At 70.6% G+C, this 26,111-nt stretch carries 27 protein-coding genes and 1 tRNA gene; 10 read left to right on the forward strand and 18 right to left on the reverse strand.

The window, feature by feature from the left end; genetic code table 11:
* Positions 1–24: 24 nt before the first annotated feature.
* From gspG to H0E82_RS08930, 4 genes are all read right to left on the reverse strand, one after another.
* A complete protein-coding gene (gene gspG / locus H0E82_RS08915) occupies positions 25–462 on the reverse strand; it encodes a type II secretion system major pseudopilin GspG (protein ID WP_180545106.1) in 438 nt (145 codons plus the stop codon).
* 166 nt (positions 463–628) lie between these two features.
* Positions 629–1,561, reverse strand: coding sequence for an MBL fold metallo-hydrolase (locus H0E82_RS08920; RefSeq protein ID WP_180545107.1), 933 nt, complete (start codon positions 1,559–1,561; stop codon positions 629–631).
* Between the two features lie 65 nt (positions 1,562–1,626).
* Complete coding sequence (locus H0E82_RS08925; RefSeq protein WP_328796994.1) at positions 1,627–1,938, reverse strand: hypothetical protein; 312 nt, start codon at positions 1,936–1,938, stop codon at positions 1,627–1,629.
* Entirely contained in the window at positions 1,935–3,260 is a 1,326-nt protein-coding gene (locus tag H0E82_RS08930; protein WP_180545108.1) for a tryptophan--tRNA ligase, read from the reverse strand. Before H0E82_RS08930 ends, H0E82_RS08925 begins: the two co-directional genes overlap by 4 nt.
* Positions 3,261–3,375: 115 nt before the next feature.
* On the opposite strand from H0E82_RS08930, the gene H0E82_RS08935 reads away from it, so the two are divergent.
* Complete coding sequence (locus tag H0E82_RS08935) at positions 3,376–4,164, forward strand: hypothetical protein (RefSeq protein ID WP_180545109.1); 789 nt, start codon at positions 3,376–3,378, stop codon at positions 4,162–4,164.
* A gap of 78 nt (positions 4,165–4,242) precedes the next feature.
* Here H0E82_RS08935 and H0E82_RS08940 read toward each other — a convergent pair whose 3' ends face one another.
* The 7 genes from H0E82_RS08940 to H0E82_RS08970 all read right to left on the reverse strand — a co-directional run bounded on the left by H0E82_RS08940 (position 4,243) and on the right by H0E82_RS08970 (position 8,594).
* Positions 4,243–4,443 (reverse strand): CsbD family protein, encoded by a 201-nt coding sequence (locus tag H0E82_RS08940; protein WP_180545110.1) that lies wholly within the window; start codon positions 4,441–4,443, stop codon positions 4,243–4,245.
* Between the two features lie 229 nt (positions 4,444–4,672).
* On the reverse strand, positions 4,673–4,828 hold the full coding sequence (locus H0E82_RS08945) for an entericidin A/B family lipoprotein (RefSeq protein WP_180545111.1): 156 nt from the start codon (positions 4,826–4,828) through the stop codon (positions 4,673–4,675).
* A gap of 148 nt (positions 4,829–4,976) precedes the next feature.
* Positions 4,977–5,903, reverse strand: a complete 927-nt coding sequence (gene rocF, locus H0E82_RS08950; protein WP_180545112.1) for an arginase — start codon at positions 5,901–5,903, stop codon at positions 4,977–4,979.
* 98 nt (positions 5,904–6,001) lie between these two features.
* Positions 6,002–6,077: transfer RNA gene (locus H0E82_RS08955), tRNA-Thr, on the reverse strand.
* 31 nt (positions 6,078–6,108) lie between these two features.
* Positions 6,109–6,846, reverse strand: coding sequence for a hypothetical protein (locus H0E82_RS08960; protein WP_180545113.1), 738 nt, complete (start codon positions 6,844–6,846; stop codon positions 6,109–6,111).
* 9 nt (positions 6,847–6,855) lie between these two features.
* A complete protein-coding gene (locus tag H0E82_RS08965) occupies positions 6,856–7,602 on the reverse strand; it encodes a type III pantothenate kinase (RefSeq protein WP_180545114.1) in 747 nt (248 codons plus the stop codon).
* A complete protein-coding gene (locus H0E82_RS08970) occupies positions 7,599–8,594 on the reverse strand; it encodes a biotin--[acetyl-CoA-carboxylase] ligase (protein ID WP_180545115.1) in 996 nt (331 codons plus the stop codon). The genes H0E82_RS08965 and H0E82_RS08970 overlap by 4 nt, the downstream gene beginning before the upstream one ends.
* Positions 8,595–8,761: 167 nt before the next feature.
* Here H0E82_RS08970 and H0E82_RS08975 point away from each other — a divergent pair, with 167 nt between their 5' ends.
* Together H0E82_RS08975 and H0E82_RS08980 are read left to right on the forward strand one after the other, a co-directional pair.
* The gene (locus H0E82_RS08975) at positions 8,762–9,037 is read left to right on the forward strand and encodes a hypothetical protein (RefSeq protein ID WP_180545116.1); all 276 of its coding nucleotides are present in this window, start codon (positions 8,762–8,764) and stop codon (positions 9,035–9,037) included.
* Between the two features lie 4 nt (positions 9,038–9,041).
* Positions 9,042–9,794 carry a M90 family metallopeptidase gene (locus tag H0E82_RS08980; protein ID WP_219338479.1) on the forward strand — a complete coding sequence of 251 codons (753 nt, stop codon included), beginning with the start codon at positions 9,042–9,044 and terminating at the stop codon, positions 9,792–9,794.
* Positions 9,795–9,801: 7 nt separating this feature from the next.
* On the opposite strand, the gene H0E82_RS08985 is transcribed toward H0E82_RS08980, so the two are convergent.
* From H0E82_RS08985 to dusA, 5 genes are all read right to left on the reverse strand, one after another.
* Positions 9,802–11,220: an ATP-binding protein gene (locus H0E82_RS08985; RefSeq protein ID WP_180545117.1), complete on the reverse strand. Its 1,419-nt coding sequence runs from the start codon at positions 11,218–11,220 to the stop codon at positions 9,802–9,804.
* Between the two features lie 56 nt (positions 11,221–11,276).
* Positions 11,277–11,963, reverse strand: a complete 687-nt coding sequence (locus H0E82_RS08990) for a response regulator transcription factor (RefSeq protein WP_180545118.1) — start codon at positions 11,961–11,963, stop codon at positions 11,277–11,279.
* A 57-nt stretch (positions 11,964–12,020) separates the two neighbouring features.
* A complete protein-coding gene (locus H0E82_RS08995) occupies positions 12,021–12,386 on the reverse strand; it encodes a hypothetical protein (protein ID WP_328796997.1) in 366 nt (121 codons plus the stop codon).
* 127 nt (positions 12,387–12,513) lie between these two features.
* The gene (locus H0E82_RS09000; RefSeq protein ID WP_180545119.1) at positions 12,514–13,425 is read right to left on the reverse strand and encodes an arginine deiminase-related protein; all 912 of its coding nucleotides are present in this window, start codon (positions 13,423–13,425) and stop codon (positions 12,514–12,516) included.
* Positions 13,422–14,420 carry a tRNA dihydrouridine(20/20a) synthase DusA gene (gene dusA / locus H0E82_RS09005; RefSeq protein WP_180545120.1) on the reverse strand — a complete coding sequence of 333 codons (999 nt, stop codon included), beginning with the start codon at positions 14,418–14,420 and terminating at the stop codon, positions 13,422–13,424. Before dusA ends, H0E82_RS09000 begins: the two co-directional genes overlap by 4 nt.
* Before the next feature lie 178 nt (positions 14,421–14,598).
* Between dusA and H0E82_RS09010 the strand changes: the two genes are divergently transcribed.
* The 3 genes from H0E82_RS09010 to H0E82_RS09020 all read left to right on the forward strand — a co-directional run bounded on the left by H0E82_RS09010 (position 14,599) and on the right by H0E82_RS09020 (position 20,180).
* Complete coding sequence (locus H0E82_RS09010) at positions 14,599–14,997, forward strand: hypothetical protein (protein ID WP_180545121.1); 399 nt, start codon at positions 14,599–14,601, stop codon at positions 14,995–14,997.
* Between the two features lie 228 nt (positions 14,998–15,225).
* Entirely contained in the window at positions 15,226–18,024 is a 2,799-nt protein-coding gene (locus H0E82_RS09015; RefSeq protein WP_180545122.1) for a TonB-dependent receptor, read from the forward strand.
* 167 nt (positions 18,025–18,191) lie between these two features.
* The gene (locus H0E82_RS09020) at positions 18,192–20,180 is read left to right on the forward strand and encodes a metallophosphoesterase (RefSeq protein ID WP_328797001.1); all 1,989 of its coding nucleotides are present in this window, start codon (positions 18,192–18,194) and stop codon (positions 20,178–20,180) included.
* A 51-nt stretch (positions 20,181–20,231) separates the two neighbouring features.
* Here H0E82_RS09020 and H0E82_RS09025 read toward each other — a convergent pair whose 3' ends face one another.
* On the reverse strand, positions 20,232–20,684 hold the full coding sequence (locus tag H0E82_RS09025; protein ID WP_180545123.1) for a hypothetical protein: 453 nt from the start codon (positions 20,682–20,684) through the stop codon (positions 20,232–20,234).
* Entirely contained in the window at positions 20,681–21,631 is a 951-nt protein-coding gene (locus H0E82_RS09030; protein WP_235974246.1) for a hypothetical protein, read from the reverse strand. Before H0E82_RS09030 ends, H0E82_RS09025 begins: the two co-directional genes overlap by 4 nt.
* Positions 21,632–21,826: 195 nt before the next feature.
* Here H0E82_RS09030 and prmA point away from each other — a divergent pair, with 195 nt between their 5' ends.
* The 4 genes from prmA to purH all read left to right on the forward strand — a co-directional run bounded on the left by prmA (position 21,827) and on the right by purH (position 25,856).
* Positions 21,827–22,741: a 50S ribosomal protein L11 methyltransferase gene (prmA, locus tag H0E82_RS09035; RefSeq protein ID WP_180545124.1), complete on the forward strand. Its 915-nt coding sequence runs from the start codon at positions 21,827–21,829 to the stop codon at positions 22,739–22,741.
* A 39-nt stretch (positions 22,742–22,780) separates the two neighbouring features.
* The gene (locus tag H0E82_RS09040) at positions 22,781–23,803 is read left to right on the forward strand and encodes a DUF3426 domain-containing protein (protein ID WP_180545125.1); all 1,023 of its coding nucleotides are present in this window, start codon (positions 22,781–22,783) and stop codon (positions 23,801–23,803) included.
* Positions 23,804–23,921: 118 nt separating this feature from the next.
* Positions 23,922–24,191 (forward strand): DNA-binding transcriptional regulator Fis, encoded by a 270-nt coding sequence (fis, locus tag H0E82_RS09045; RefSeq protein WP_180545126.1) that lies wholly within the window; start codon positions 23,922–23,924, stop codon positions 24,189–24,191.
* Between the two features lie 63 nt (positions 24,192–24,254).
* Positions 24,255–25,856, forward strand: coding sequence for a bifunctional phosphoribosylaminoimidazolecarboxamide formyltransferase/IMP cyclohydrolase (gene purH / locus H0E82_RS09050; protein WP_180545127.1), 1,602 nt, complete (start codon positions 24,255–24,257; stop codon positions 25,854–25,856).
* The last annotated feature ends 255 nt before the right edge of the window (positions 25,857–26,111 follow it).

The raw sequence follows: 26,111 nt of genomic DNA on the forward strand, positions 1-26,111 counted from the left end.
CGAACGCGAGGGACGCGCGGCCACTTATTCGTAACGGATGTCGGCGTTGACGCTGTCCCCGCCCGGCCTGCGGTCGGCGCCGAGGCTGACGATCTCGAACGGCTGGCGCTCGCCGGGCGCGCGATATTCGTAGGGCGTGTTCCACGGGTCGCGCAACTCGGCCTCCTTGGCATAGGGGCCCAGCCAGCCGCCCGCATCGCCGGGCGCGACCACGAGGTCCCCGAGCGAATTGGGCAGACGCCCGGTGTCCATCTCGAACTGGTGCACCTTCTCGGCCAGCGTCTGCACCTGCGCCTTGGCCAGGTTCACGCGCGCGCGATCGCCGCCGCCGAGGATGCGCGTGGCCGCGAACGCGACGATGCCGCCGATCAGAACCACCACCAGGATGATCTCGATCAGGCTGAAACCGCCCTGCGCAGTGCGCGGGGAACCGACGGGACGCGGGCGCGAAATGGGCTGCATGGGCACTGCCTCGTACGGGGGACTACCGGATTGTAAGCCGGAGGCGAATGAACCCCGCCCGGCCATCATCGCGCCCCTACGTTTCGCTCCTGCGGGTCGAAACCGGCTGCGCGGTCGCCGCTGGATCGGGCGACCGTCGCAAGCGATGCATCCGCCCTGCACGTGTTCACCGCGAGGCCCGCTCCAGCCAGATCGCCAGGCCCTGCGCGTTGATGTCGATATCGTTGCCGAGCACCGTATCGACCCGGGCGGCGGCAGCATCGACGCCGTGGGCCTCGGCGCGTGCGGTGTAGAGCCGTCGCAGCGCCCCGGCGATGCGCGTGTGACGGTCCGGCGCATCCGCGGCATCGCGGGTGATCGTCACCATCGCATCGATCTGTTCGTGCAGATCCGCACCCAGCCGCTCGCAGTCGTCCACCTCGCCGAAGTGCGCCACCCGGATCGATGCGGGCGCACGGGCCAGAAGGATGTCGATCGAGCGGTGCATCTGCTCCGGATCGAACTGCACCGGCGAGGTCGTCGGCACCACGAAGGCGCCCGCGGCGGTGTCGAACTCGCGATACGACAGGCCGAACGTGTCGCCCGCGAACCAGCTGCGCGTATCCGCGTCCCAGACGCTGTAGTGATGCAGCGCGTGGCCCGGCGTGTCGATGCACAGCAGAGAACGGCCGGCGAGCGGCACCACGTAGCCGTCCTCGGCGATCACCACACGCGATTCGGGCACCGGCAGCATGCCGGCGTGATCGCGCTCGAACATGGCGTCCCCGTACACCGCCCGGGCCCCGGCGATCAGCCGGGTGGGGTCGATCATGTGCGGCGCGCCGCGCGGATGCACCACCAGACGCGCATTCGGCAGCGCGCGCATCAGCGGGCCGGCCGCACCGGCGTGATCCAGATGCACATGGGTGACCATCAACCAGTCGACTGCCGCACGATCGATGCCCGCTGCATCGATCGCATCGAGCACGCGTTGCGCACAGGTCGCGGTACCGCAGTCGATCAGCGCGGCGCGGCCGCCTGCTTCCACCAGATAGGCGGCGCACAGTCCAGGGCGCAGGTAGCCCGTGTCGATGAGGGTGATCCCGTCGCGCTCGCGCATCGGTCGTCGTCCATTCGGCAGGGCGACCAGTCTAGACCGTGGTGCGTCGCGCGCCCGTCGGCCGCTCAGCGACGCGAGTGAAGCACACGGCGACGGATGGCGAATGCCGCGCCCAGCACCGCCAGGAACACCCCGTAGCCGACGGCGGTGGCGAGGATCTGCTGCCACATGTGGCCGTGGCGGCTGTCCGCGATGGCCTGCGCCCAATGGATGGCCAGCAGGAAGGCGCCCACCGACGCGCCCAGGCTGACGAGATCGAAGAGGACGCGCCGCGCCCCGCGGGGTTGCCGCGGGTAGACCCAGAACAAGGCGCCGAGAATCAGGAACCACGGCAGGAACAGCAGCAGCGCGAGATTCAGCTCGACAGCGGGATTCACGATGCCTCCGCCTTCGCGGCCTCGGCCGCGGCGATCGCATCGAGCGCGGCCTGGACCGCCGTCGCGTCCACACCCTCACCGAAGGCCACGGGTGCATCGGCGAGCGCGAGTTCGCCGCCCCGCAGCCGGGCGATCGTCTGTCCGGCCTCGCGGGGAACGTCGAAGGCGGCGCTCTGCAGCAGCACACGCTCGCCGTCGACGAACTTGAAATAGAACTTGCCGTCGGCATCGCGGTACTGCTTGAACATCGCGAGTGGACGCGCGGCCTGACCCGGCCTGTCGCCGGTTGCCGCGACCGCCACCCTGCCCAGGTCGCGCAATCCCACCGCATCGCGCAGCTGCTGCAGCAGCGGCGTGGCGTACCGCTCGCGCAGGCGCCGGCCGCCCTCGCGGAGCGTGTCCTCGATATCGCCCGGCCGCGCGATGAGAGCCTCGTAGCGTTCGCGCATCGGCGCGATCTCGCGCTCGACGACATCCAACAGCTGCTGTTTCGCATCGCCCCAGCCGATGCCCTCGCCGAACGCCGCAGCGAACCCCGCGGTCTCTTCCGGCGTCGCGAAAGCCTGGAAGAGCTGGAACAGCGCCGAGCCGTCGGTCGACTTCGCTTCGCCCGGCGGCGTCGAATCGGTGAGGATCGAGAACACCAGCTTCTTGAGGTGCGCCGGCGGCGCGAACAGCGGAATGGTGTTGTCGTAGCTCTTGCTCATCTTGCGGCCGTCGAGGCCCGGAAGTGTGGCCACGCTGTCGTCCACGACCGCCTCCGGCAGCGTGAACCAGTCATGCCCGTAGACATGGTTGAACCGCTGGGCGAAATCGCGCGCCATCTCGATATGCTGGATCTGGTCCCGGCCCACCGGCACCCGGTCGGCGTTGAAGATCAGGATGTCGGCGGCCATCAGCACCGGATACATGAAGAGTCCGGCAGTCACCGCGGCATCGTCGTCCTCCCCGTCGGCGCGGTTCCTGTCGACCGCGGCCTTGTACGCATGCGCACGGTTGAGGATGCCCTTGCCGGCGACGCAGGTCAGCAGCCACATGAGCTCGGTGGTTTCCGGCACGTCGCTCTGGCGGTAGAACCACACCTTGGCCGGGTCGAGGCCGGCGGCGAGCCAGGTGGCTGCGATCTCCAGCGTCGAGCGCTGGGTGCGCGCCGGATCCTGGGCCTTGATCAGACTGTGCAGGTCGGCCAGGAAGTAGAAGCTCTCGGTGTCCGCTGCCCGGCTGGCCCGGATCGCCGGACGCACAGCGCCCACGTAGTTGCCGAGGTGGGGCGTGCCGGAGGTGGTGATACCGGTGAGGACGCGGGTGGCGCGAGACGGCATGACGGATACGACCCTGGAACAGGCCGCAAGTCTAACCCCTGCCCGCCGCCGGTCCCGTAACCCCGCACGGGGGTACGGCGCGTTGGAACACGTGCCTCCATCACGAGCCGATGCCATGTTCCGATCCCGTGTGCTCCTGTGCGCCAGTCTCGCCGTCGCCGCGTGCGCCCTCCTCGTCCCCACGGCGCAGGCACTGCGACCTGCCGCGCCACGCGACCTCGTCCAGCTCGACGTGATCGACCGCGACGACGGCCGCGTCCTGCCCCGCTATCGCCATCGCGGTGAAAGCTGGATCGCCGGACAGCCCGGAACGCCGTACTCGCTGCGCCTGCGCAATACCACCGGCGAGCGTGTGCTGGTGGTGGTGTCCGTGGACGGGATCAACGCGGTGAGCGGACAGACCGCTGCACCCGACCAGACCGGCTACGTGCTCGAACCGTGGCAGCAGACTGAAATCACCGGCTGGCGCAAGTCGCACGACGAGGTTGCGCGCTTCGAGTTCGCTGCACTCGCGCAGAGCTACGCCGCCCGCACCGGGCGTCCCGATCACGTCGGGGTGATCGGCATCGCGGTGTTCCGCGAACGTCCAGCTCAGCCCCCTGTGACCGTGACCCGGGCGCCGCGCGTGCGCGATACCGCCGAGCGCGCCGCCGGCGACGCTGCGTCGCCCGTCGCGCGTGAATCGGTGACGATGTCGCAGCAGATCGGAACCGCCCACGGTGCACGCGAATGGTCACCCAGCGGGCGCACCCGCTTCGAACGCGCCACGCGCACGCCCGAGCAGCAGACCGCGTTCCGTTACGACAGCGTCGACGCGCTCGCGGCGCTCGGGATCGTGCCTCGACGGCTGCCCCTGCGCGGGCGTCCGCACGCGTTTCCCGCCACCTTCGTGCCGGACCCCTGACACGATACGGACGGACCGGCGCCGCCGGTCCGTCCGCATGTCACCCGCCGGCGTCACAGAGGCCCGGCAGACACAATCTCAGTCGAGGGTTCGTTCGAACTCGCGCACTTCCTCTTCCGCGCGTTCGCGCTCCCAACCGTATTTCTCCTGCAGCTTGCCGGCGAGGTATTTGCTGTCGCCGGCTGCGACGTCGAAAACGTCGTCGGTGAGATCGCCCCACTTGGCCTGGGCCTTGCCCTTGATCTGGGTCCACTTGCCGGAAATGATGTCTTTGTTCATGGGTCCTCCTTCGGACTCGGACACCGCCAATGCGCGATGCAATGCGGGCCGGATAATCCTGACCCGCGCCGCATCAACTCGAGGTCAAGACCTCGACGGAGCGCAGGCTTCCGCCGGCGATCACCCGGCCGCCGGTCGACGCGCACTGCGCCGCGTGGACCTGCGCGTGATGCGCGAACAACAAAAAAGCCGGCGCAAGCGCCGGCTTGTTGTTCGCGAGGCTAGAGCCTTACGGGCGCGAGGTGCCGCCGGTGTTCTCGGCGCTGTCTTCCATCTTCTCGCCGACCTTCTGGACGTCCTGGCCAGCGCCACGGACGGTATTGCAGGCGCTCATCGAGCCGGCGGTGAACAGGGCGAGCAGCAGCAGGGCAATCGAACGCTTCATGGGTGTCTCCAGATAGGTGGGCATGGACGATTGCGTCAGCTCGCAACCATGGCGCGCACTATAGGAATCGATCATGTGAACGCGACGTCGTTCCTGCCGACGGAGCGCTCCTCCCTGTTCATGTGCCACTTCAGTGGGCGAACGGTGCTCAGTCCCGCATCAACGTGGATTTGCCGAACAGGCTTTCCACGAGGTCCACAGCGAGCTCCGCGGTGGCATTGCCGTGATCGAGCGCGGTGTTGACCTCGACGATGTCGAGCGACCCGAGCCGCCCGGTGTCGGCGATCATTTCCATCACCAGCTGCGCCTCCCGGTAGTTGATGCCGCCGGGCACCGGCGTGCCCGTGCCGGGGGCGATGGTCGGGTCCAGAACATCCACGTCGAAGCTCACATGCAGGTGGGTGGTCTCGTCGAGGCCATCGAGGGCCTGCTGCACGGCAGCGCGCATGCCGACTTCATCGATGTAGCGCATGTCGTAGATGTCCAGCCCGTGCGTCTTGACCAGGCGCTTCTCGTCCGGATCCACCGAACGGATGCCGATCTGCCGGAATTCCGAGACACGGGTCGCCGGCACGTGCCCGCCGAGGCCGGTCAACGGCTCGGGACCGATGCCGCACAGACAGGCCACCGGCATGCCGTGCACATTGCCCGACGGCGTGATCTGCGAGGTATTGAAGTCGGTATGCGCATCGAGCCACAGCACGCGCAAGGTCTTGCCGGTGGCCCGGCAATGGTTGGCCACCGCGGCGATCGACCCGATCGCCAGGCAGTGGTCGCCGCCCAGCATCACCGGCATGCGGCCCTGCGCGAGTTCGACGGTGGAGGCCTCGAGGACGGCGCGGTTCCATGCCACCACTTCGTCTAGGTGCCGGTAGCCCCCCGCAGGGCCGAGCCAGGGATTCTTCGGGCCTTTGAGGTCGCCGCGGTCGACGACATCGATGCCGCGTCCGAGCAAGGCCTCGACTAGGCCGGCCACGCGCAGGCCCTCGGGGCCCATGGATGCGCCGCGTCGTCCCGCGCCCACGTCGGTGGGCACGCCGAAGATCGAGACGGGAGGGTAGGACGGCTGCTGCATTCGGGTCTCCGTATGTCGCCACGAGAACCGAGCGCGGGCCGGGCGGACACACCAGCGGATCATCGGCGCAGCGGACGACCCGTGGCGGCGCTGTCGAGTGGTGCCGGCACCCGGATTCGAACTGGGGACCTACCGCTTACAAGGCGGTTGCTCTACCAACTGAGCTATACCGGCATGAACGTGCGGCGGTGCCGCGGTGCGGATTCTAACCCGCTTCCCAGGCGACGTCGCAGTCACGCGGCTCGGCACGCGCCGCGCCCGCGTGCTGGCGCAGGACCTGTGCGTCCTGGCCCTCGGCGGCCATCGCGTCCACCCAGTAACGCACCAGCACACTGCCCAGCGGTTGCGCGTCCGCCTCGAAGCCGGCGCTGCGCAGCGCTTCAGCGCGCGCGCGCGCCGGCGCCTCGCTGCCGAAGCGCCCCAGCGCGATGGCGTTCGCCTCCGCGCCGTCGCCGATCACGTAATAGTCATTGAAGCCGGCCTCCAGCAGGCGCACGACGATGGCGTTCGCCGAGGCGCGGTCCTCGCGCGGCGACATCCACACGCGCCAGCCGCGCGGAGTCTCGCCGACATCGCGCGGTGCGGTGCGCGCGGCGACCGGTGCAAGGCGGATGCGTGCGGCATCGCGATTGGCCTCGTCTGCGAACGGTCCGAGCGCGAAGCATTGCGCCGCCGCGGGTGGCGGACCCGGCGGCGCCGGCGCCGGCATTGACGCTGCCGGATCGATCTCGGGCGGCGACGCGGGCCCGGTCGGACGGCCTGCCGCTGCCGTAACGGCCGCCTCCTCCGCGTGTTCGTCCACCGGTTCGGACGCGAGGCGCAGGCTGCCGCGGTCCGCGGGTGGCACGGCCTGCGCGTCGCCCGGCGTCCCGCGCGCCGCCCACCAGGCGGCGACGCCGAAGTTGAGGATCACCAGCAGGACGACGAGTGCACGCAGCAGCATGGGCGGATTCTAGGCTGCCCCGCGCGCCGTTGCGCGGTGCCAGCGCGCCAGACCGGCGAGCACGAGCTCCGGCTGCAGCCGCGCCTGCGGCAGATGCGGCTGGAGTGCGGCTGCGCCGCCACCGTGCAGCAGCAGGGCCGGGACCGCACCCACGCGCGTGGATGCCTGCTCGAGGCTGCGCTGCACCAGGGCGACCGCCGCGCCCTCGCATCCCGAGGCGAGCGCATCCTCGGTGTCGGTGGCGAATTCGGCGTACACGCCGCCGTTGGGCGCGAGCTGGGCGACGCGGCGGTGCAGCGCCTCGCGCATCAGCGTGGGCGAAGGCGCGATGCGGCCGCCGAGATGGCGGCCATCGACATCGAGCAGGTCGACCGTCAGCGCGGTCCCCACTCCGACGACCATCGCCGGCCCGGCCCCCCCGGCGCGGGCGGCCAGCAGGGCCAGGAAACGGTCGACACCGAACCTGGCGGGCTCGGCATAGGCGATGGTCACCCCGTCCAGCGCGATGCGCGTGCGAGCGACCGTGACCCGGGCACCGCGCGCAGCCAGCGCATCGAGCAGCACTGCGCACAGCGCCGGCGACGCCACACTGGCCACGACCGCTTCGTCGATCCGCGGCGGCAGCCCGGTCAGCCAGTCCGGATCGAGCCCGCCTGCCGCATGCGCCGAACCCGCGACCACGCCCGGGACGCCGTCTGCGCCCAGGCGCGCATATTTGAGCCGCGTGTTGCCGAGATCGAACAGCCACACGCTCATGCCCCCGCCACCGCGCGCACGCTGACGTCGCCGGCGTGATAGGTGGACAGGGTCCCGTCGGCGGCACGGAGCTGGAAGGCCCCATCCGGGGCGACCCCCGCCGCGACGCCGACGACGCGCTCGCGTGCGGTGGTCACGGCCACCTCGCGGCCACGCAGGGCGTCCAGCGTGTCGAACCTGGACAGAAGCGGCGCGAGCCCTGCCCGGTCGAAGTGTGCGAGCGCCGGCAACCAAGCGCCGAGCACCGCGGCCGCGACGGTGTTTCGGCTCGGCGGCCGGCCATCGCCGAGCCCGGCGAGGTCGGTCCACGGCTGGTCGATGCCCGATGCCTCGGCATCGGGCATACGCACGTTCACGCCGATCCCGAGCACCGCGCGCACCGGCCCCGCATGCTCCCCTGCGCCTTCCACGAGCACCCCACCGAGCTTGTGCAGGGTGCCGTCCACGACTGCGACCAGATCATTCGGCCACTTCAGGCGGACGGCGTCGAACCCGAGACCCTGCAACGCCTCCGCCGCCGCGATGCCAGCAACCAGGCTCAGCCCGCCCAGGCGGGCCAGGCCGCCCTCGAAGCCGCGCTGCAGCGAGAGATAGACATGGGCCGCGAGCGGCGAGCGCCAGGTGCGTCCGCGTCGCCCCCGGCCTCCGGTCTGCCGCTCGGCCAGGAGCGCCTCGGCGCGCATGCCGGGCATCGGCCGGCGCAGCAGTTCGGCATTGGTGGAATCCAGGGTCCACGCGACCTCCAGGCACGCCAGTGCGGCGCGGGCATCTGCCGGCAGGGCACGCAGGATCGCGTCGGCATCGAGCAGGTCCACCGGGTCCCGCAGCGCATAGCCGCGGCCGCGGCACGCGTCCACGACGACTCCGGCCTCGCGCAGCTGGGCGATGCGCTTCCACACCGCGGCCCGGGTCTGTCCCGATTCACGGGCCAGCACATCGCCCGAGACCGGCCCTGCCGCAAGCCGCTGCAGCAGCGCGCGTTCGGCATTCAAGCTGCACGCTCGAGGCCGAACGGACGGGGCGCGCGGGACGGGGGCGACGGGCCAGACATGCGCCGATTATCGGCGAGCCGGCCGGCCCTGTCGCCCGGGCGCCGGAGGCGCATCCGGCTGCGTTATAGTGGGCCGCTGCATGCCCATCCGACCGCAGGGGTGCCCCGATGACCGTCCGTCCGCTCCTCTGCCTGTGCCTGCTGGCCGCGTGCCTGCCGGCCGCCGCGCGCGATCCGCGTGCGGTCGCACCCGCCGAACAGCCCCCCTGCGTGACCACGGCCAATGGTGCCGCCGACACGTCCGATGCTGCAGTCACCGGCGCCCGTCGGCCGCCTGCGGCGAACGCATCACGCAATCGCGCCGCACCGGCCGCTGGCATGGACAGCGACAGCCCGTCGCGCGGCCCCCGGTGGCACAGCTTCCTGCCCGGCATGTTCCGCTGAGCGTATGAGAGCGTTGTGGCGGCGCCTGACACGGGGCGCCGTGCCTGTCATCGATGCGCGCGACTGGGCGACGGCCATCGCCGGACTGCCCTGGGTGGCGGCACTCGACGCCCAGCGTGCGGACCGCCTGGCGCAGCTGGCCGCGAGCTTCCTGCAGGCCAAGACGATCACGCCGGTGGGCGGGCTGGTGCTGACGCCGCAGGACCGCATCGCGCTCGCCGCCCTGTGTTGCCTGCCCCTGCTTGAGTTCGGCAGCGAAGGCCTGCACGGATGGCGCCAGCTCATCGTCTATCCGGAGGCATTCCGGGTCAACCGCAGCCACCTCGATGCGGCCGGCGTGATGCACGAATGGGAAGACGAGCTGATCGGCGAAGCCTGGGAGAGCGGTCCACTCGTACTGTCCTGGGCCGACGTACAGGCGGACATCGCCGAGCCCGACGCGGGCTTCTGCGTCGCGGTGCACGAAATGGTGCACAAGATCGATGCGCTCGACGGCCTGCTCGACGGCACGCCGCCCTTGCCGCGCGCGTGGCAGCGCACCTGGGCGCGCGACTTCCAGGCGGCCTACGACGGATTCGTCAGGGCAGTGGACGCGGGCCGGGAGGTCGGGCTGGATCCCTATGCCGCCGAGGCGCCCGAGGAATTCTTCGCGGTATGCAGCGAATACCATTTCAGCGCGCCGGCCCTGCTGCGCGAGGCGCTGCCGGACGTGGCCGCGCATCTCGACCGCTTCTACGGGCCGTCGCCGCGGGCCTGAGCGGGCATCAGAACCCGGGCGGCAGACGCACGGAGAAGCAGGCGCCGCCGAGTTCGTCCGAGCGGCCGACCTGCAGGGCGCCACGGTAGCTGTGCACGATGTCCTGCACGATCGACAGTCCGATTCCGTGGCCCTGCACCCGTTCGTCGCCACGCACGCCGCGCTGGAGCACCGTGCTGACCCGGTCGGCCGGGATGCCCGGGCCATCGTCCTCGACGATCAGCACCAGCCCGGGCCTGCGGTTCGGTGCGCGGTCGCCTTCCTTGACGGTGAGCAGCACGCGCGAACGGGCCCATTTGAACGCATTCTCGAGGAGATTGCCGAGCAGCTCCTGCAGATCGCCGGGTTCACCGTGGAAGCGCGCGGCCGGATCGATCTCGAACTCGCAGACCGCGCCCTTGGACGCATAGATCTTCTCGAGGCCGCGCACGATCTGCTCGGCGTGGGGTTCGATCTCGATCGCCGCGGAGAACAGCTGATGGCCGCTGGATGCGGCGCGCGCGAGCTGGTAGGTCACCAGATCGGTCATGCGCTGCAACTGGGCTTCGACTTCCTCGCGCAGTTCCGCCTCGCCCGTGCCGGCATCGAGGCGCGAGCGCAGCACCGCCAGCGGCGTCTTCAGGCTGTGGGCGAGATCGGACATGGTGTTGCGCTGGCGCACCAGATGCTCGCGTTCGCTCTCGATCAGGGCGTTGATGCTCTCGGTGAGCGGCTGCAGTTCGCGCGGATGCTGCATGCCCATGCGATCGGCCTGGCCCCGCTGCACGCGGACCAGCTCCTGCTCGACCCGACGCAGCGGCCAGAGGCTCCATCGCACGATCAAGGCCTGCAGCAGCAGCAGGATCACACCGGCGATGCCGAGGTTCACCCACAACGCGGCACGGAACACGCGCACCTGGCGCGGGACGATCCCCGCATCCTCCATCACGTAGATGGTGTAGGCGAATTCGTCCTCGGCGCGACCCTCCGGCGACCACACCAGGCCGAGACCGTAGCGGTAGACCTCGCCGCGACTGCCGTCGCTGCGCACCATCGGCAGCGGCCCCTCGAACCGCTCCTCGCGCGCGCCGAGCATGGTCGCATCCGGCAGCTGCGGCCCGGAAGCGGACCGCGAGGTCCAGGAACCGTTCGGCAGCACCACTTCGGCGTAGAGGCCGCTGCCGGGACGCAGGAACCGGTCGTCGGGCGGCGATTCGGAAGGATAGATGTCGCCGCCGCGCAGGAACTCGATGTCGCCGGCGTAGGCGTAGACGTAGGTCCGCAGCCGTTCGCGCTGGCCCTCGCCCGCTACGTCGATGAAGGCCCGATCCAGCGCATAGCCGGCCAGCGCCAGAAAGGCGAGCAGACCGACGCTCGCGGCCAGCACCTGACGTGCCTGCAGCGAGCGGGGACGCCAGCGCGAGGGTCGGCGACGGTCAGCGGTCATGGGTCATCGCTTTGCCGGGCGCCGCGCGGCAAGCGCGTCGGCAAGCCAGCGGTGGATCAACCTTCGGTGTTGCGGGGAATCGCGAAGCGGTAGCCGCGGCCACGCACGGTCTCGATCGGCTTCAAGGTGCCGTCGGGGTCGAGCTTCTTGCGCAGGCGACCGATGAACACCTCGAGTACGTTCGAATCGCGGTCGAAATCCTGCTGGTAGATGTGCTCGGTGAGATCGGCCTTCGAGACCAGCTCCCCGGCGTGCATCATCAGGTATTCGAGCACCTTGTACTCGTAGCTGGTGAGATCGACGTTCTTGCCTTCGACGCTGACCGTCTGCGCGGCGAGATCCAGCGTGACCGTGCCGCACTCGAGCGTCGGCTTGCTCCAGCCGGCGGCGCGGCGCACCAGCGCATTGATGCGCGCGAGCAGTTCCTCGACGTGGAAGGGCTTGACCAGATAGTCGTCGGCGCCCTGCTTGAGCCCGTCGACCTTGTCCTGCCAGCTCGAACGCGCGGTGAGGATCAGCACCGGAAACTGCTTGCCCTCTTCGCGCAGGGCCTTGATCAGTTCCATGCCCGACATCTTCGGCAGGCCGAGATCGATGATGCCCACGTCGAACGGAACCTCGCGCCCCATGTACAGGCCTTCCTCGCCATCCTGGGCGGCGTCGACGGCGAAGCCTTCACGCTTCAGCCGTGCGGCGAGGGTCTCGCGGAGGGGGGCTTCGTCTTCGACGAGCAGGATGCGCATGGGTCAACTCCGGTCAGACGGCCGTCCCGGCCGTGAATTTGGGGCGAGAGTGCAGGATCAATCGTCGTCGCCGCGTGCACGCTGCGCCCGGCCACGCTGCTGCGGATCGTCGACGTAGACGCGGACCCGACCGCTGTCGTCCATGACCTTCACCCGGTTGAGATCGCGTCCGTCGGAGTGCATGCGCTCCACACTGAGGACACGACCACGGGTGGTGCGTTCGATCCGGCGCACCGAATCGGACATCGAATCCTGCGCACGGGCACGGCTCGCATCGCCCCGGATCACCGCGGCGCGCATGTCCGGGCTGCCCGTCGGGCCGGCCTGGCGCGGGGGCGCGTCCTGGGCCATGGCCTGCACGGCGCTTCCCGCCAGCAGCATGGCGAGCAGGAGCAGATGCAGCGGTCGGAACGGGAGGCGCACGGCCACTCCTGGGGTTCGGGCTGGATAACGTATTGAATGGTCGATGGAAAGCGGTGAATCCGTCCTTAACTTTTCGTTGACATTCCCGTCGTCGTTCAGGTTCGGACGGGGCGCCATGATGGCCAGCTCAGTAGATTTCCGCAATGCAACAGCGCAGCGAGCCGCCCGCCGCCTCCAGTGCATCCAGGGCGACGGCCTCGAGATCGAACCCGGCCCGATCCAGGTCGGCGCGCGCCTCCGGACCCAGGCTGGCGGCAGCGCCTGCGCTCATCCAGACGGTGCCCGGGGTCAATGCGATCGCGTTGGCGGCGAACGCGGCCTGCTGCGCCGATGTCAGCATCAACGCGTGTGGCGCGTAGAAGGCCGCGATGGCCTCCGCGATGCGAGGCGCCGCGAAACCGCCGGCGCAGACCAGCGCCGCGCGTCCGGCCAGCACGGCGAGCACGACATTGGTGTGGTACTCGCCGGGCGCAAGATCGAACACCAGCGTCGCGCGCAGGCCGAAGGCGTCGTGCATCAGCCGTGCGCCTTCGGCATCGCAACGTGCGGACAGCCCGCAATAGCCGAGCCCACGGGCACGGTCCACGACCAGCGAGCCTGTCAGCTCGCAGGCGTGCGGCTGCTGCGACAGATCGCGCTCGCGGTAGCCGAGGATGTCGTACAGAAAGCCGCGGATGTCGGCGCGCGCCGCTTCCCTCCGGCGCACCGGATGATGCATCCGACCGACGATGGCATGCCCCGGCACGGTCGCGAACACGTTGTTGGGGAACACCGCGTCGGGCGTGTCGTCATGCCCTGGAAAGCACACCGTGGGCAGCGCGCCCGCCATGCGCAGGTGCAGCGCGCGGTGCTCGGCCTGCGCCCGGGCGCCGTCGAAGGCGTCCGCAGGTGCCATGTAGCGGTTGTCCTGCGCGGATTCGTCGGCGCGACGGAAGCGGTCCGGCGCGACCAGAAACGCCGCACGCGGCACGGCCGGCCCGAAGTCCAGGGGACACTGCCGGGCGCGGGCGAAGAACGCTTCGGGATCGCGGGTGATCATGCCGCCGTGCGCGCGCGGTCGGCCTGCGCGGTCGCCGCGATGGCGCGTTCGACCAGGGTCCAATCGGCGCCGGGACGGTGCGCGCCTTCGCTGAGGATCTGACGGAACATCCGTCCACCCGGTTGACCCTGATAGAGACCGAGCACATGCCGGGTGATGTGCTTGAGCGCGACTCCCGCCTCCAGCCGGGCCTCGGCGTAGGGCCGCAGCGCGCGCAGCAACGCTGCACGCGGCTGCAGCGAAGCCCCCGACAACGCGGCATCGGCAACGTGCAGCAGATAGGGATCGTGGTATGCGGCGCGGCCCAGCATGACGCCGTCCACATGCGCGAGCTGCGCGTGCACGCTGGCAAGATCGGCGATCCCTCCGTTGAGCACCACGGGCAGCGCGGGGCGCTCGCGTTTGAGCCGATACGCCCAGTCGTAGCGCAGCGGCGGCACGTCGCGGTTCTCCTTCGGCGAGAGCCCCTTGAGCCAGGCATTGCGCGCATGCACGACGACCATCGCAGCCCCCGCCCCGACCACGCCGTCGACGAAGGCGCGGAACACGCTGTAGTCGGCGTCGTCGTCCACGCCCAGCCGGCACTTCACCGTGACCGGCACGGGAGCGGCCGCGGCCATCGCGGCGACGCAATCGGCGACCAGCGCCGGCTCGCGCATCAGACAGGCGCCGAAGCGGCCGGCCTGGACCCGGTCGGACGGGCAGCCGCAGTTGAGATTGACCTCGTCGAAGCCGTGCGCCGCGGCGATGGCGGTGGCCTCGGCCAGCAACGCCGGCTCGCTGCCGCCGAGCTGCAGCGCCAGCGGCGCCTGACCTGCCGTCCTGGCGAGCAGGCGCGCGCGATCACCCCGGATCACCGCATTGGCATGGACCATCTCGGTGTACAGGCGCGCGCCCGGCGCCAGCAGGCGGTGGAACTCACGGCAATGCACGTCGGTCCAGTCCATCATCGGCGCGACCGACAGGCGGATGGTGGCGGGGTCGAGCACGGTCATCGGGGTCGGAATCCTGTTGCGGCGTCGGGGGCGGTCGGCGACACGGCGCTGGCCGTGGACGACCCCGGATTGTGACAGCGTGCCGGTCAGGTCGCAGCGGACGGGCCGCCGTGCGGGGCGACACGTGGGACGCCGCAGCCGTCAAGCAGAATCCGAGTCTGGAACCGTGGAGCTGTATATGGTCTTTCTCTACGTCCTCGCCGCGGCGGTCGCGGTCTGGGCTGCGGGCGCACTGCAGCTGGTCGCCGGCCCGCGCCACGCAGGACGCGTCGCGGCCGTGACCGCGGGCGTGCTGGCGTCGGCCTTCGTCGCCTGTCTCGCCTATGGCGTGTACGGGTTGGTGGGTCACGGCGACTGGTCGACGGTCACCCACGGGCAGGCCCTTCACGGGCTCCTGGGCGAAGGCAGCCTCGCACTGCGGCGTACCGGATGGACCGCGCTCGACCGTGCGGCGAATGCGCTGCTCAACACGAACATCGGTTGGAGCCTGTTCGCGCTGTCTGCGATCCAGTTCCAGTCGATCGGCTTCTGGGCCCGGCGGGCCGAGGCCCGACGCCGCCGCAGGCGCGTGCACTGACCTGGACGCGACGCGCTGCACACCCGGTCGATGCCGGCGAAGCCGCGCGCGCTCCCGCACCGGGCGCGCACGATCGAACCGCGCAGCGGACACCGCGCTGCCATCGACGCGAAATCAAAGCATCACATTCCGTCTCTAGGCTGCGCCGCTTCACGCGAGGCGAGCGGCCGGGTGCGAGCGCACCGGGCCCGCTGCCGCGCGGTCCTCCGCCCGCATCCCGAGAGTCCCATGACGCATCGCAGTCGTTCCGCCCGTCCGTTCCACCCGCGCCGCACGTATCTGAGCCGGCTCATCGAAGGTGTGCTCGTCACCGGAATGACAACGGTGCCATTCGCCGCGCTGGCGCAGGAGGCCGGTGATGCCGAGGCGCAGATCCAGCAGCTGGATTCGGTGCGCGTCTCGGGCACCTACAGCCGCAGCCTCGAGCAGGCGGTCGATCTCAAGCGCGACAACGTGGGCTTTTCCGATTCGATCGTCGCCACCGACGTGGCGGACTTCCCCGAGCAGAACCTCGCCGAGGCGTTGCAGCGCATGCCCGGCGTGACCATCGAGCGCAACAAGGGACTCGGCGCGCGGGTCAACGTACGCGGCCTGCCCTCGGACTACACCCACGTTTCGATCAACGATCTGGCCACCGCATCGGGCAGTGGCGGCCGCGAGGTGGAGTTCGACATCTTCGCGTCCGAGATCATCCAGCAGGTCACCGTGCAGAAATCGCCGACCGCGGCCGACGAGGAAGGCGGCATCGCGGGTTCGGTGAAGATCTCCACCGCGCGTCCGTTCGACTACAGCCAGCGCCAGTTCGTCGCGTCGTTCGAAGGTGCGCACAACTCGATCTCCGATGTGGTCGACCCGAAGCTCTCGTTCCTGGCCTCCGACACCTGGGGCGACTGGGGCGCGCTGGTGTCGCTGTCGAGCGCCAAGCGGACCAACCGCACCGACGCCACCTCGGGCATCAACTTCCGTCCGATGTCGCGCTTCCTCGGCGCCTCGGGCGTGCGCGGGTCGCAGGCCGAGGCCGTGATCGAGCGCGATACCGGTCGCCAGATCGGCAACCGCGCCAATACCGCGGAGTCCAACCTGATCGTGTTCCAGGACAAGGTGGGCGATCGCGTGTTCCTCAACGAGCAGGACAAGTGGGGCGCGACCGCCTCGCTGCAGTTCCGGCCCAGCCGCGATTTCAGCCTCAGCTTCGACGCCCTCGTCGGCGGCTACGACACCACCGAGGACGAATACGATGCGGCGGCCTATTCCGCCTCCAGCCGCAGCACCCTCGAGACCATCCACGAATACGACGCCAGCACGCTTGCCGATTACGGCATCCTGGTGCTCCGCGACGTGTCCTACACCGCGACCCAGCACGAATTCCTGAGCAAGGAACGTCTGGGCGAGACCGATTTCCGCCAGTACAGTGCAGCGCTCGACTGGCGCGCCGGCAGCTGGACGGTCGACGCCCTGCTCGGCTACTCCGGCGCACGCAAGACCCTGGATTACGCCAACCTCAAGCACGTCGCGTACGCGCCGTCGCGCACGCGCTGGACGGGCCGCAGCGGCGAGACGATCCCGAGCGCGTCTTCGGCCGGGTTCGACATGTACGCCTCGCCCGAGCGCTATCTGTTCGAAGCCTACGAGACCACCCGCGAACACGTCAGCGACGACAAGTACGCCGCCCAGGTGAACGTGGGCCGCACGCTCGATCTCGCCTTCCTTCCCGCACTGCGCGACGTGCAGTTCGGCGCGCGTCACACCGACAAGTCGAAGGAACGCCAGTATGGCGAGGCCAAGATCGGCGGCCCCGCGGCCGGCGACAACCGCTGGGTCAACTCGCGCACCATGGCCGACAGCGCCCTGCGTCCGATCCGCGACATCGTGCCCGGGGGTGCCTACACCGCGCGCGATCTCGACTGGCAGATGATCTCCAATGCCTACGCACGCGACACCTTCCGCTACGCCGGTTTCGCCACGCCCTTCGACGACGCCCAGTACTACCGGGTCGACGAGCGGACCACGGCGCTGTACGCGATGGCCAACCTCGGCTTCGATCTCGGCCGGGTCCCGGTGACCGTCAACGGCGGCGTCCGTTACGTCGACACGTCGGTCACCTCGTTCGGCTATCACCCGATGCAGAACCCCGACGGCAGCACCGGCTACACGGATGCACCGGTCTCGATGGACGGCGACTACAGCGACGTGCTGCCGAGCCTCAACCTCAGCGCCGAGCTGCGCGACGGCCTGCTGCTGCGCGCCGCCGCGTCGGAGACGCTGATCCGCCCGGCGATGACCGACATCGCCTACAAGCGCACTGCGAGCTGGAGCTCGTACCGCTTCACCGACGGCAACCCGGCGCTCGAGCCGACGTATGCCAAGCAGTGGGAAGTGGGCCTGGAGCAATACCTCGACAACGGCGGACTTCTGGCCGCCTCGTACTTCCGCAAGAACATCGATGGCGTGGTCATCAATGCGCTGACCGGCGTGGTTCCGGACGTGCCGGTCTACAACGCCAACGGCACGCTCAACGGCATCTACGATTTCGACGTCTACCAGCCGGTCAACGCGGCGGGCTCGTACGAGGTCGACGGAATCGAGCTCATCGCGCAGCTGCCGCTGTCGGCCGTCCACTCCTCGCTCGACGGCTTCGGCATCAATGCCAACTACACGATGCTCGACAGCTCGCTGGCCGGCGAATCCGCCCTCGGCATCCAGACCCCGATGCCGGGCCTGGCCGAGAAGACCTGGAACCTCACCGCCTATTACGAGAACGCCCGCTTCGATGCGCGCGTGTCCTACAACCACAAGAGCGAGTACGTCGAATCGATCGGCTACAACATGTATCCGATCTACCGCGACGGCTACGGGCAGCTGGACGTGTCGATCGGCGTGCGGCTGTCCGACAACGTCAAGCTCAGCCTCAAGGGCATCAACATGACCGACGAGGCCACGACCGGGTACACCATGGATCCGTCGTTCCCGACGATGTACGAGCTCTCCGGCCGTCGGATCAGTCTCGGCCTGCGGGCGGACTTCTGAGCCGCACGGCGGACGCCGGACGCGGGCCCCGCACGGGCCCGCGTCGCACGCGGCGCGTCCAGCGGGGTGCCGCGCTGTCGGCGGTCGCGCTGGGACTGGGGCTGGCGCTCGCGGCGTGCTCCACGGCAGGCGGGCCGCGAGGCGCGCCGCCGGCGGAGCCGCTGCGCATCGCCTTCATGCCGGACGTGCACTTCCACGACGTCTACGCGGACTTCGGCCCCGGCAGCTTCGCCGGCGTACCCAATCCGGCCAACGGCCGCGCCGCGACGATCCGCACCATGGACGCGCAGCTCACGTCCACCCGGCTGTTCAACGAGAACTACTTCGCCTTCCTGGCTGCGCTCGACGACGCCGTCGCGCGCGGCGCGACCCTGATCGCGCTGCCCGGAGACTTCTCCGACGACGGTCAGCCCGTGCACCTGCGCGGCCTGGTGCGCGTGCTCGACGAGTACACCGCGCGGCATGGCGTGCGGTTCTTCGTGGTGCCGGGCAATCACGATCCCGTCCGCCCGTTCGAGCAGCCGGGCGGCAAGCGCGACTATCTGGGCCTCGACCCGGCGAGCGGACGCATCGGCGCCGCGCACGGCGTCTTCAGCCGGGGCGCGCATCCGGCCTGCGACCCGACCGGCGGCGAGCCCGCCGCCGGCGTGGACTGCAGCGAGGACGTGCGTCACCTCGGACATGCGGGCGTCACCGCCGCCCTGGCCGGGCACGGCTTCATGCCCCGCCCCGCGGATCGCTACTGGGCCACTCCGTACAGCCGGTACGACTACGAGGCCTACAGTTTCGAGGTGGCGCTCGAACAGGCGCGATGGCCGGCCCGCGTGTCGACCGTGTGCCGCGAAGGCGCGCCGTCCCGCGACACGGCGCGGACGTGGTGCAGGACGGTGCCGGACGCGTCCTACGTGGTCGAGCCCGTGGACGGCCTCTGGCTGGTCGGCCTGGACGCCAACGTCTATGTGCCGGACGGGCCCGCACCGGACGCCTTCACCGGCTCCGGCAACCAGGGCTACGACCGCATGCTGAGCCACAAGCCGCACGTGATCGCATGGCTGCGGGCAGTGGTGGAGGACGGCGCGGCACGCGGCAAGCAGGTGGTGGCGTTCAGCCATTTCCCGATGACCGAGTTCTACAACGGCGCCTCGGACATGATCGCTTCGCTGCTCGGCGAGGAGAGCATGCAGCTGGCGCGCCGTCCTGCGGACACCACCACCGACGTCCTCGCCGGCACCGGCCTGCGTGTGCATGTCGGCGGTCACATGCACCTCAACGACATCGCGGTGCATCCCGGCCGGGGTGACCGACGGGCACTGTTCAACATCCAGGCGCCGTCCCTGGCCGCCTACGTGCCGGCCTACACGCTGATGACCCTCGACGGCAGCCCGCATGTCGACGTTCGTACGGTGGTGCTCGACGCGGTGCCGCGTTTCGACGAGCTCTTCGGCCTCTACCGCGCCGAATACGCGGCCGGCGCGCGCTGGACGCCCTCGATCCTGGACGCCCGCGACTACCGCGACTACAGCCGGCGCGCACTGACCGAGCTGGTGCGCCTGCGCCTGCTCGAGTCCGACTGGCCCTGCGACATGCGCGAACTGGTCCGGAGCCCGCTGACCGGCGCGGATCTGCTGGTGCTCGCGCAGCTGCAGTCGACGGTCACGCTGGCGGACCTGGCCGTTGCGCCGGCACCGCGGCTGTCGCCGGCGTTCTTCGCATGCTTCGCCGACGCCGATCCGTCCACCCGCGCCGCGTCCACAGCACTGGCTGGCGACCTCGCCGCGGCACGCGAGCGCGCGCGCCGCCACGCGCGGACGCACGGCGTGGCTCTGGACGATCTCGGCAGCTGGCAGGCCTTCGATCTTGCGGTGGATCTCGTGCGGCTCGCCAACGCCGGCGACCTGGCCTCCGACGACATCGGGCCGGAGCGGACCGCGCACTACGCGCTGCTGGCGGCCGCACTCGCACCGGCACAGGACACCCTCGCGAGCGGCGGCGGGCGCCTGCCCGGCGACGTCGCAATGGGCCGCTACATCCGCGCGCGTCTGAAGCCGTTGCTGGCGATCCAGCAACGCCTGGCGGCGGGCACACCGACGCGCCATGTCCGGCTGGATCTCGAACGGGACCGCGTGATCGACCTCACGCCGCCTCTGGCGGACTGACGCGGCGTCGCGCCCGACGCGACCGCCTGCCTGCGTGACCGGGCTCCCGGCTCAGTCGCCGAGGCGTTCGGCGATCAGCGACGGATCGCGCCGTGGCGCCTCGGTCGAGACCGGCTCGACCTTCAACTCGACCGGTCCGATCGCAAGTCCCGCGGCGTCCCGGGCCGTCCCGGCCACCGGCGCCGCGCCCTGGGCGTCGGTCGTGCTCACGATGCGCACCATCTCGCTGGAGCCGTCCGGCCAGACCACGCGGAAGGTCTCCCCTGCCGGCAACGTGCGGAACGGCGTGGCGCTCTGCGCGCGATGCAACGCGGCGACCTGGGCGGCGCCCAGCCGGCGCGCCTCATCGGGCGATGCGGCGGTCGTGTCGGCCACCTGCGACATGCGGCGGACATGGTCACCGATGGCGTCCACCACGACGCCGGCCACGGCCACCGAATAGCCGCAGAACAGCGCCACCCAGAACCAGAAGCGCACGCGCCGCGAGGTCAGTTTGCTGGTCATCTCATCACCATCCCGATATCCGGCTCGCGCACGAGCTCGTCCACCCACTTCTCGACCTCGTCCGCGTCCTTCGGCGACAACGCCGCTTCCAGCACGAACGAGGAAAAATCCTGCCGCGGCTGCCGGGCGCAGATGCCGCCGTTGGCGCAGTAGGTCGTCATCAGCGCGCCCGCGGGGCTGCAGTCGAGCCCCAGCCTGCAGGCCGCGAGCTGCCACGCGAGTTCCGCGGCCTGGCTGCCGGCCACCTGACCGGCAAGCGCCGCGTCCCCGGCGGCGGCCAGGCCCATCGCCGGTGCGAGGGCCGCATAGGCATCCGGGTCGCGCGATGCCTGCACCCGTTCGACCAGGTCGGTGCGGTAGAGCTCGTCGTCGGCGAGCGGCTCGCCCATCGCCAGCAATGCGGCCTCCGCAGCCAGGCTGCCCGCCAGCGCAGCCTCCTCGCGCTGGGCCACCAGTTGCACGAAGCCCACCGGGTCCTCCGGCGCGAAGCGCTGGCAGCGCGCGGCCACTCGCGACCGCGCCCGGCCGAGCGGCCGCGCGGCGCGCAGTTCGAGCCCCTCGATCAGGGCCGTGTCGCGCGCGTAGTCCGCCGGCGCGCGGGCATAGCCGGCGCAGTACTCGTTGGCCCGACTGACCAGCCAGCGCGCTTCGGCATCGCCCGCGTGGGCAGCCGGCTGCAGACGCTGCACGAAGCCGAACAGGTCGTCGGTGCGTTCGAACTCCTGCTGCCGCGTCCGCCAGCGCCGCGGCGGCGTGAACACCGGCGCAGACAGCGACGTGACCTGGCCGACCGCGACGGGCCGGGCGGCCGTGGACGGCGCAAGGGCGGCCAGTGTGCCGGCGGCAGGGCCATCGACGGAGACCGCGTCCGCCGCCCGCGCGTCGTCCACCCGCCAGGACGACCAGAGGCCGACCAGGCTGCCGACGATGGCGATGAGGGCGAACATTCTGACCAACACGTTCGATCCGGCGGACGGAGGCCGTGCGCCGGAGCCGGCGCGGAAGGCGGCAGTCTAGCCGATCCCCTGCCGGGGCCCGCAGCGGCGCGCGGCCGTCGCAGCCGCGGCTGCGAATGTGGCGGGGGTTTACGTACCCGCCCCCGGCCAGCCACCATGCCGCCCCGAGCCCGCCGTGGACATGTCATGCCCCATCTCGAACTGAGCCTGCAGTGCAGCGAGGCCGAGCAGCCGCGGTACGCCCGTGCACTGGAGGACGTGGGCGCCCTGGCCGTGACCATGCTCGATGCCGATGCCGACACCGGCAACGAACACGCGATCCTCGAGCCCGGCGTGGGCGAGACCCCGCTGTGGAACTCGGTGGTGCTGGCCGCGCTGTTCGATGCCGGCACCGATGCCCTGGCCCTGCTGGCCGCGCTCGACGCCTTCGACGGCGACCTCGACTGGACCCGTGTCGGCTTCCGCACGGTCGAGGACCAGGACTGGGAACGGGCCTGGATGGACCAGTACGCGCCGCTGCGCTTCGGCGAGCGCACCTGGATCGTGCCTTGGAATCATGCCCTGCCCGACGAGGCCGGCGAAGACGCGGTGGTGGTGCGGCTCGATCCCGGACTCGCGTTCGGCTCGGGCACCCACCCGACCACGTCGCTGTGCCTGCAGTGGCTGGACACGCTGGCTGCGCGCGGCGAGCTCTCGGGTCGCCAGGTGCTCGACTACGGGTGCGGCAGCGGCATTCTCGCGCTGGCCGCGCTCAAGCTCGGTGCGGCCGAGGCGGTCGGTGTCGACAACGATCCCCAGGCGCTGCTGGCCACGGCCGACAACGCGCAACGCAACGGCGTCGACGCCGCGCTCGCCGTGCACCTGCCGGCCGACGCGCCGCAGGCGACGTATCCGGTGGTCGTGGCCAACATCCTGGCCTCGGCGCTGGATGCGCTGGCCGAGGTGCTGGCCGAGCGCGTCGCCCCCGGTGGGCGGATCGCGCTGTCGGGCATCCTCGATGGCCAGGAGGAGGAACTGCTGCGCCGCTACCGGCCCTGGTTCGACACCCTGGCCGTTGCCCGCGAGGGCGACTGGGTGAGGATCGACGGCGTCCGCCGCTGACGCCCCGGTATCGCGCCGCGCGCATGATTCAATAGCGTCATGTTCATCAACTGCAAGCATTGCGGCTCGCTGGTGGCCACCGATCCGGTGACCGATGCACCGCCGGAGCGCTGCCCGCGCTGCCGCGGCGCCCTGCGCGCGTCGCAGGCCGCTGCGGCGGCGGTGTCGGTCGCGAGCCTGCTCCGCCCCGCGGCGCCGGCCCCGGCCCCGGCGGATGTGGCGCCCGCGTCCGACGTCGTCGAGGCGGACGTCCCGCCAGACGAGGCCGTGTCCGCGGAGCGGACGGTCGTCGAACGCGTCCCTCCCCCCACGCCCGCGTCGGCGCGGACGCCGGCGGCTGCCGACGTCGCGGCGTCGGCCCCTGGCGCCGCCGAAGCGGCCCCCGGTCCGGCCCAGGGCATACCGGGCGTCGCGCCTGAGGCACCGCCAACCCAGCCTCCGCCCGCCGCGCTGCCGGTGCCGGTGCCGGCGCCGACCCCGTCGCCAGCGCCCCAGCGGGCTGCCACGTCGGCGATCACGATGGGAGCTGGCGCGGGCCGCCCCTCACCCAGTTTCGCCCGCCGCCTGCGCAACGCGGGCGCTGCCGGCTCGCAGCGTCAGCAACGCTGGCTCGTGGCCGGCGTGGTGGCGCTGTCCCTGCTGCTCGTCCTGCAACTGCTGTTGGCGGACCGCGACCGGCTCGCGCGCGACGCGGGCTGGCGTCCGCTGCTGACCTCGCTGTGCGGTGTATTGCGCTGCACGTTGCCGGCATGGCGCGAGCCCGAAGCCTTGACCCTGCTCGCGCGTGACGTACGCCCGAGCCCGGGCGCGCCGGACCAGCTGCTGGTGAGCGCGACCTTCCGCAACGATGCACGCTGGCCCCAGGCCTGGCCGCAGCTGCGTCTGAGCCTCTCGGACATCGACGGTCGCGCGCTCGGCACGCGCACGTTCATGCCCGACGAGTATCTCGCAGGCGAAGGCGCCGCTGCCCCGTCGCTGGCCGCGGGACAGAGCGCGAACGTGCAGCTGGTACTGCGCGAGCCGGAGGGCGGCGCGGTTTCGTTCGCCTTCGACTTCCTCTGACCGGTGCGGCGGCGGCCACGTTGTCCACGGCTCGGGGCGCGCGATAGACTGGCCCGCCGTTCCTCCGCCACCGGCCTTGCGCCGGTCGCCGCGCCGACGTCATCCGCCGAGACCCGCCTTGAACGCAGACCGCTCCGAACACAGCGCGCGCGAAGCACCACGCACGCCGCTGCGTGAACATGTCGCGGTCTCGATCCAGCGCTATCTGGGCGACCTCAACGGCAACGACACCGACAATCTCTACGAGGTCGCACTGCGCGAACTCGAGATCCCGCTGTTCGTCGAAGTGCTGAACTTCTGCGACGGCAACCAGAGCCGCGCCGCGGCGATGCTCGGCATCCACCGCGCCACGTTGCGCAAGAAACTGCGCGAGTACGCCCTGGTCTGAGCGCTCGGGTGCGATGCCGGCGGCCGCTATAATCGCGCGTCCATCCGCCTCGTCCCCTCGCCCATGACCGCCCACGTGCCTGCCGGCGCGCCCGTGAAGATCGGCCGCGCCCTGCTCTCCGTTTCCGACAAGACCGGCCTGATCCCGCTGGCGACCGCACTGTCCGCGCGCGGCGTCGAGCTGCTGTCGACCGGCGGCACCGCGAACGCGATCCGCGACGCCGGCCTGCCGGTGCGCGACGTCAGCGAGATCACCGGTTTTCCGGAAATCATGGACGGCCGGGTCAAGACCCTGCACCCGAAGGTCCACGGTGGCCTGCTCGGCCGGCGCGGCACCGACGACACGGTGATGGCCGAGCACGGCATCGGCGCGATCGACCTGCTGGTGCTCAACCTCTATCCCTTCGAACGCGTGGCCTATGCGCCGGATGCGAAGTTCGACGACATCGTCGAGAACATCGACATCGGCGGCCCGGCGATGCTGCGCGCGGCGGCGAAGAATTTCGCCCACGTCGCGGTGGCGACCGATCCGGCGCAGTACGACGCGCTGCTGGCCGAGCTCGACGCCAACGACGGCGCGCTCGCCGGCGCCACCCGCTTCGCGCTGGCGGTCGCCGCGTTCAACCGCGTCGCGCAGTACGACGCGCGCATCAGCGACGTGCTGTCGTCGATCGCCGAGGTCTCCGACGCCGGCGCGGTCTGCCGCGGCCCGTTCCCGGCGCAGAGCAACGGCAGTTTCATCAAGCTGATGGACCTGCGTTACGGCGAAAACCCGCACCAGCGCGCGGCGTTCTATCGCGACCTGTCTCCGGTGCCGGGCACGCTGGCCACGTTCGAGCAGCTGCAGGGCAAGGAACTGTCGTACAACAACATCGCCGACGCCGATGCCGCCTGGGAATGCGTGCGCCAGTTCGATGCACCGGCCTGCGTGATCGTCAAGCACGCCAATCCCTGCGGCGTCGCCGTGGGCGCGGCCTGCGGCGATGCCTACGAGCTCGCGTACGCGACAGATCCGACCTCGGCCTTCGGCGGCATCATCGCGTTCAACCGCGCGCTCGACGCGGCGACCGCGAAAGTGATCCTCGACCGCCAGTTCGTCGAGGTGCTGATCGCGCCCGACTTCGAAGCGGGAGCACTGGACTACGCGACCAAGAAGGCCAACGTGCGCGTGCTGCGCATCCCGCACGGCGACGGGCGCAACACGATCGACGTCAAGCGCGTGGGCTCGGGCCTGCTGATGCAGGACGCCGACAACCACGACCTCGCACGCGACGCGCTCAAGGTGGTCACCCAGGTCGCGCCGACGGATGCGCAGCTCGACGATCTGCTGTTCGCGTGGAAGGTCGCCAAGTTCGTCAAGTCCAACGCGATCGTCTACGCCAAGGACCACCGCACGATCGGCGTGGGCGCCGGCCAGATGAGTCGCGTGTACTCGGCACGCATCGCCGGCATCAAGGCCGGTGATGCGGGCCTGGTGGTACCGGGCTCGGTGATGGCGTCGGATGCGTTCTTCCCGTTCCGCGACGGCATCGATGCGGCGGCCGAGGCAGGCATCCGGGCGGTGATCCAGCCCGGCGGCTCGATGCGCGACGCCGAAGTGATCGCCGCTGCAGACGAGCACGGGATCGCGATGGTGTTCACCGGCGTGCGCCACTTCCGCCACTGAGCACCCGCCGTGCGCCCGACCGGTGCGCACGCTGTGCCGGACTTCGGCAGCTTGCCGTCGCTGGAACCGCCCCGCCACACGCGCGTAGCGTGGCTCTTGCGATGGAGCGGAGTACCGCGAAGTCGCTGCCGCCGATATACGGGGCCGCGCATGCAGCGGTTGCCGCTTCGCGCCCGAGCATGCTCGCAGGATCGGCATTGCGCGCGCAGAGAGAGGAGGGCCGGGACGTCGCACCCCGCGGACACGGCGCGCGCG

Origin of the sequence: Luteimonas deserti (assembly GCF_013425765.1) — a bacterium.
GTDB classification, from domain to species: domain Bacteria; phylum Pseudomonadota; class Gammaproteobacteria; order Xanthomonadales; family Xanthomonadaceae; genus Luteimonas; species Luteimonas deserti.

Coding starts and splice junctions, on each gene's coding strand:
- gspG (WP_180545106.1), bottom strand. CDS start 462: ATGCAGCCCATTTCGCGCCCGCGTCCCGTCGGTTCCCCGCGCACTGCG.
- H0E82_RS08920 (WP_180545107.1), bottom strand. CDS start 1,561: ATGCGCGAGCGCGACGGGATCACCCTCATCGACACGGGCTACCTGCGC.
- H0E82_RS08930 (WP_180545108.1), bottom strand. CDS start 3,260: ATGCCGTCTCGCGCCACCCGCGTCCTCACCGGTATCACCACCTCCGGC.
- H0E82_RS08935 (WP_180545109.1), top strand. CDS start 3,376: ATGTTCCGATCCCGTGTGCTCCTGTGCGCCAGTCTCGCCGTCGCCGCG.
- H0E82_RS08940 (WP_180545110.1), bottom strand. CDS start 4,443: ATGAACAAAGACATCATTTCCGGCAAGTGGACCCAGATCAAGGGCAAG.
- H0E82_RS08945 (WP_180545111.1), bottom strand. CDS start 4,828: ATGAAGCGTTCGATTGCCCTGCTGCTGCTCGCCCTGTTCACCGCCGGC.
- rocF (WP_180545112.1), bottom strand. CDS start 5,903: ATGCAGCAGCCGTCCTACCCTCCCGTCTCGATCTTCGGCGTGCCCACC.
- H0E82_RS08960 (WP_180545113.1), bottom strand. CDS start 6,846: ATGCTGCTGCGTGCACTCGTCGTCCTGCTGGTGATCCTCAACTTCGGC.
- H0E82_RS08965 (WP_180545114.1), bottom strand. CDS start 7,602: ATGAGCGTGTGGCTGTTCGATCTCGGCAACACGCGGCTCAAATATGCG.
- H0E82_RS08975 (WP_180545116.1), top strand. CDS start 8,762: ATGACCGTCCGTCCGCTCCTCTGCCTGTGCCTGCTGGCCGCGTGCCTG.
- H0E82_RS08980 (WP_219338479.1), top strand. CDS start 9,042: ATGAGAGCGTTGTGGCGGCGCCTGACACGGGGCGCCGTGCCTGTCATC.
- H0E82_RS08985 (WP_180545117.1), bottom strand. CDS start 11,220: ATGACCGCTGACCGTCGCCGACCCTCGCGCTGGCGTCCCCGCTCGCTG.
- H0E82_RS08990 (WP_180545118.1), bottom strand. CDS start 11,963: ATGCGCATCCTGCTCGTCGAAGACGAAGCCCCCCTCCGCGAGACCCTC.
- H0E82_RS09000 (WP_180545119.1), bottom strand. CDS start 13,425: ATGATCACCCGCGATCCCGAAGCGTTCTTCGCCCGCGCCCGGCAGTGT.
- dusA (WP_180545120.1), bottom strand. CDS start 14,420: ATGACCGTGCTCGACCCCGCCACCATCCGCCTGTCGGTCGCGCCGATG.
- H0E82_RS09010 (WP_180545121.1), top strand. CDS start 14,599: ATGGTCTTTCTCTACGTCCTCGCCGCGGCGGTCGCGGTCTGGGCTGCG.
- H0E82_RS09015 (WP_180545122.1), top strand. CDS start 15,226: ATGACGCATCGCAGTCGTTCCGCCCGTCCGTTCCACCCGCGCCGCACG.
- H0E82_RS09025 (WP_180545123.1), bottom strand. CDS start 20,684: ATGACCAGCAAACTGACCTCGCGGCGCGTGCGCTTCTGGTTCTGGGTG.
- H0E82_RS09030 (WP_235974246.1), bottom strand. CDS start 21,631: ATGTTCGCCCTCATCGCCATCGTCGGCAGCCTGGTCGGCCTCTGGTCG.
- prmA (WP_180545124.1), top strand. CDS start 21,827: ATGCCCCATCTCGAACTGAGCCTGCAGTGCAGCGAGGCCGAGCAGCCG.
- H0E82_RS09040 (WP_180545125.1), top strand. CDS start 22,781: ATGTTCATCAACTGCAAGCATTGCGGCTCGCTGGTGGCCACCGATCCG.
- purH (WP_180545127.1), top strand. CDS start 24,255: ATGACCGCCCACGTGCCTGCCGGCGCGCCCGTGAAGATCGGCCGCGCC.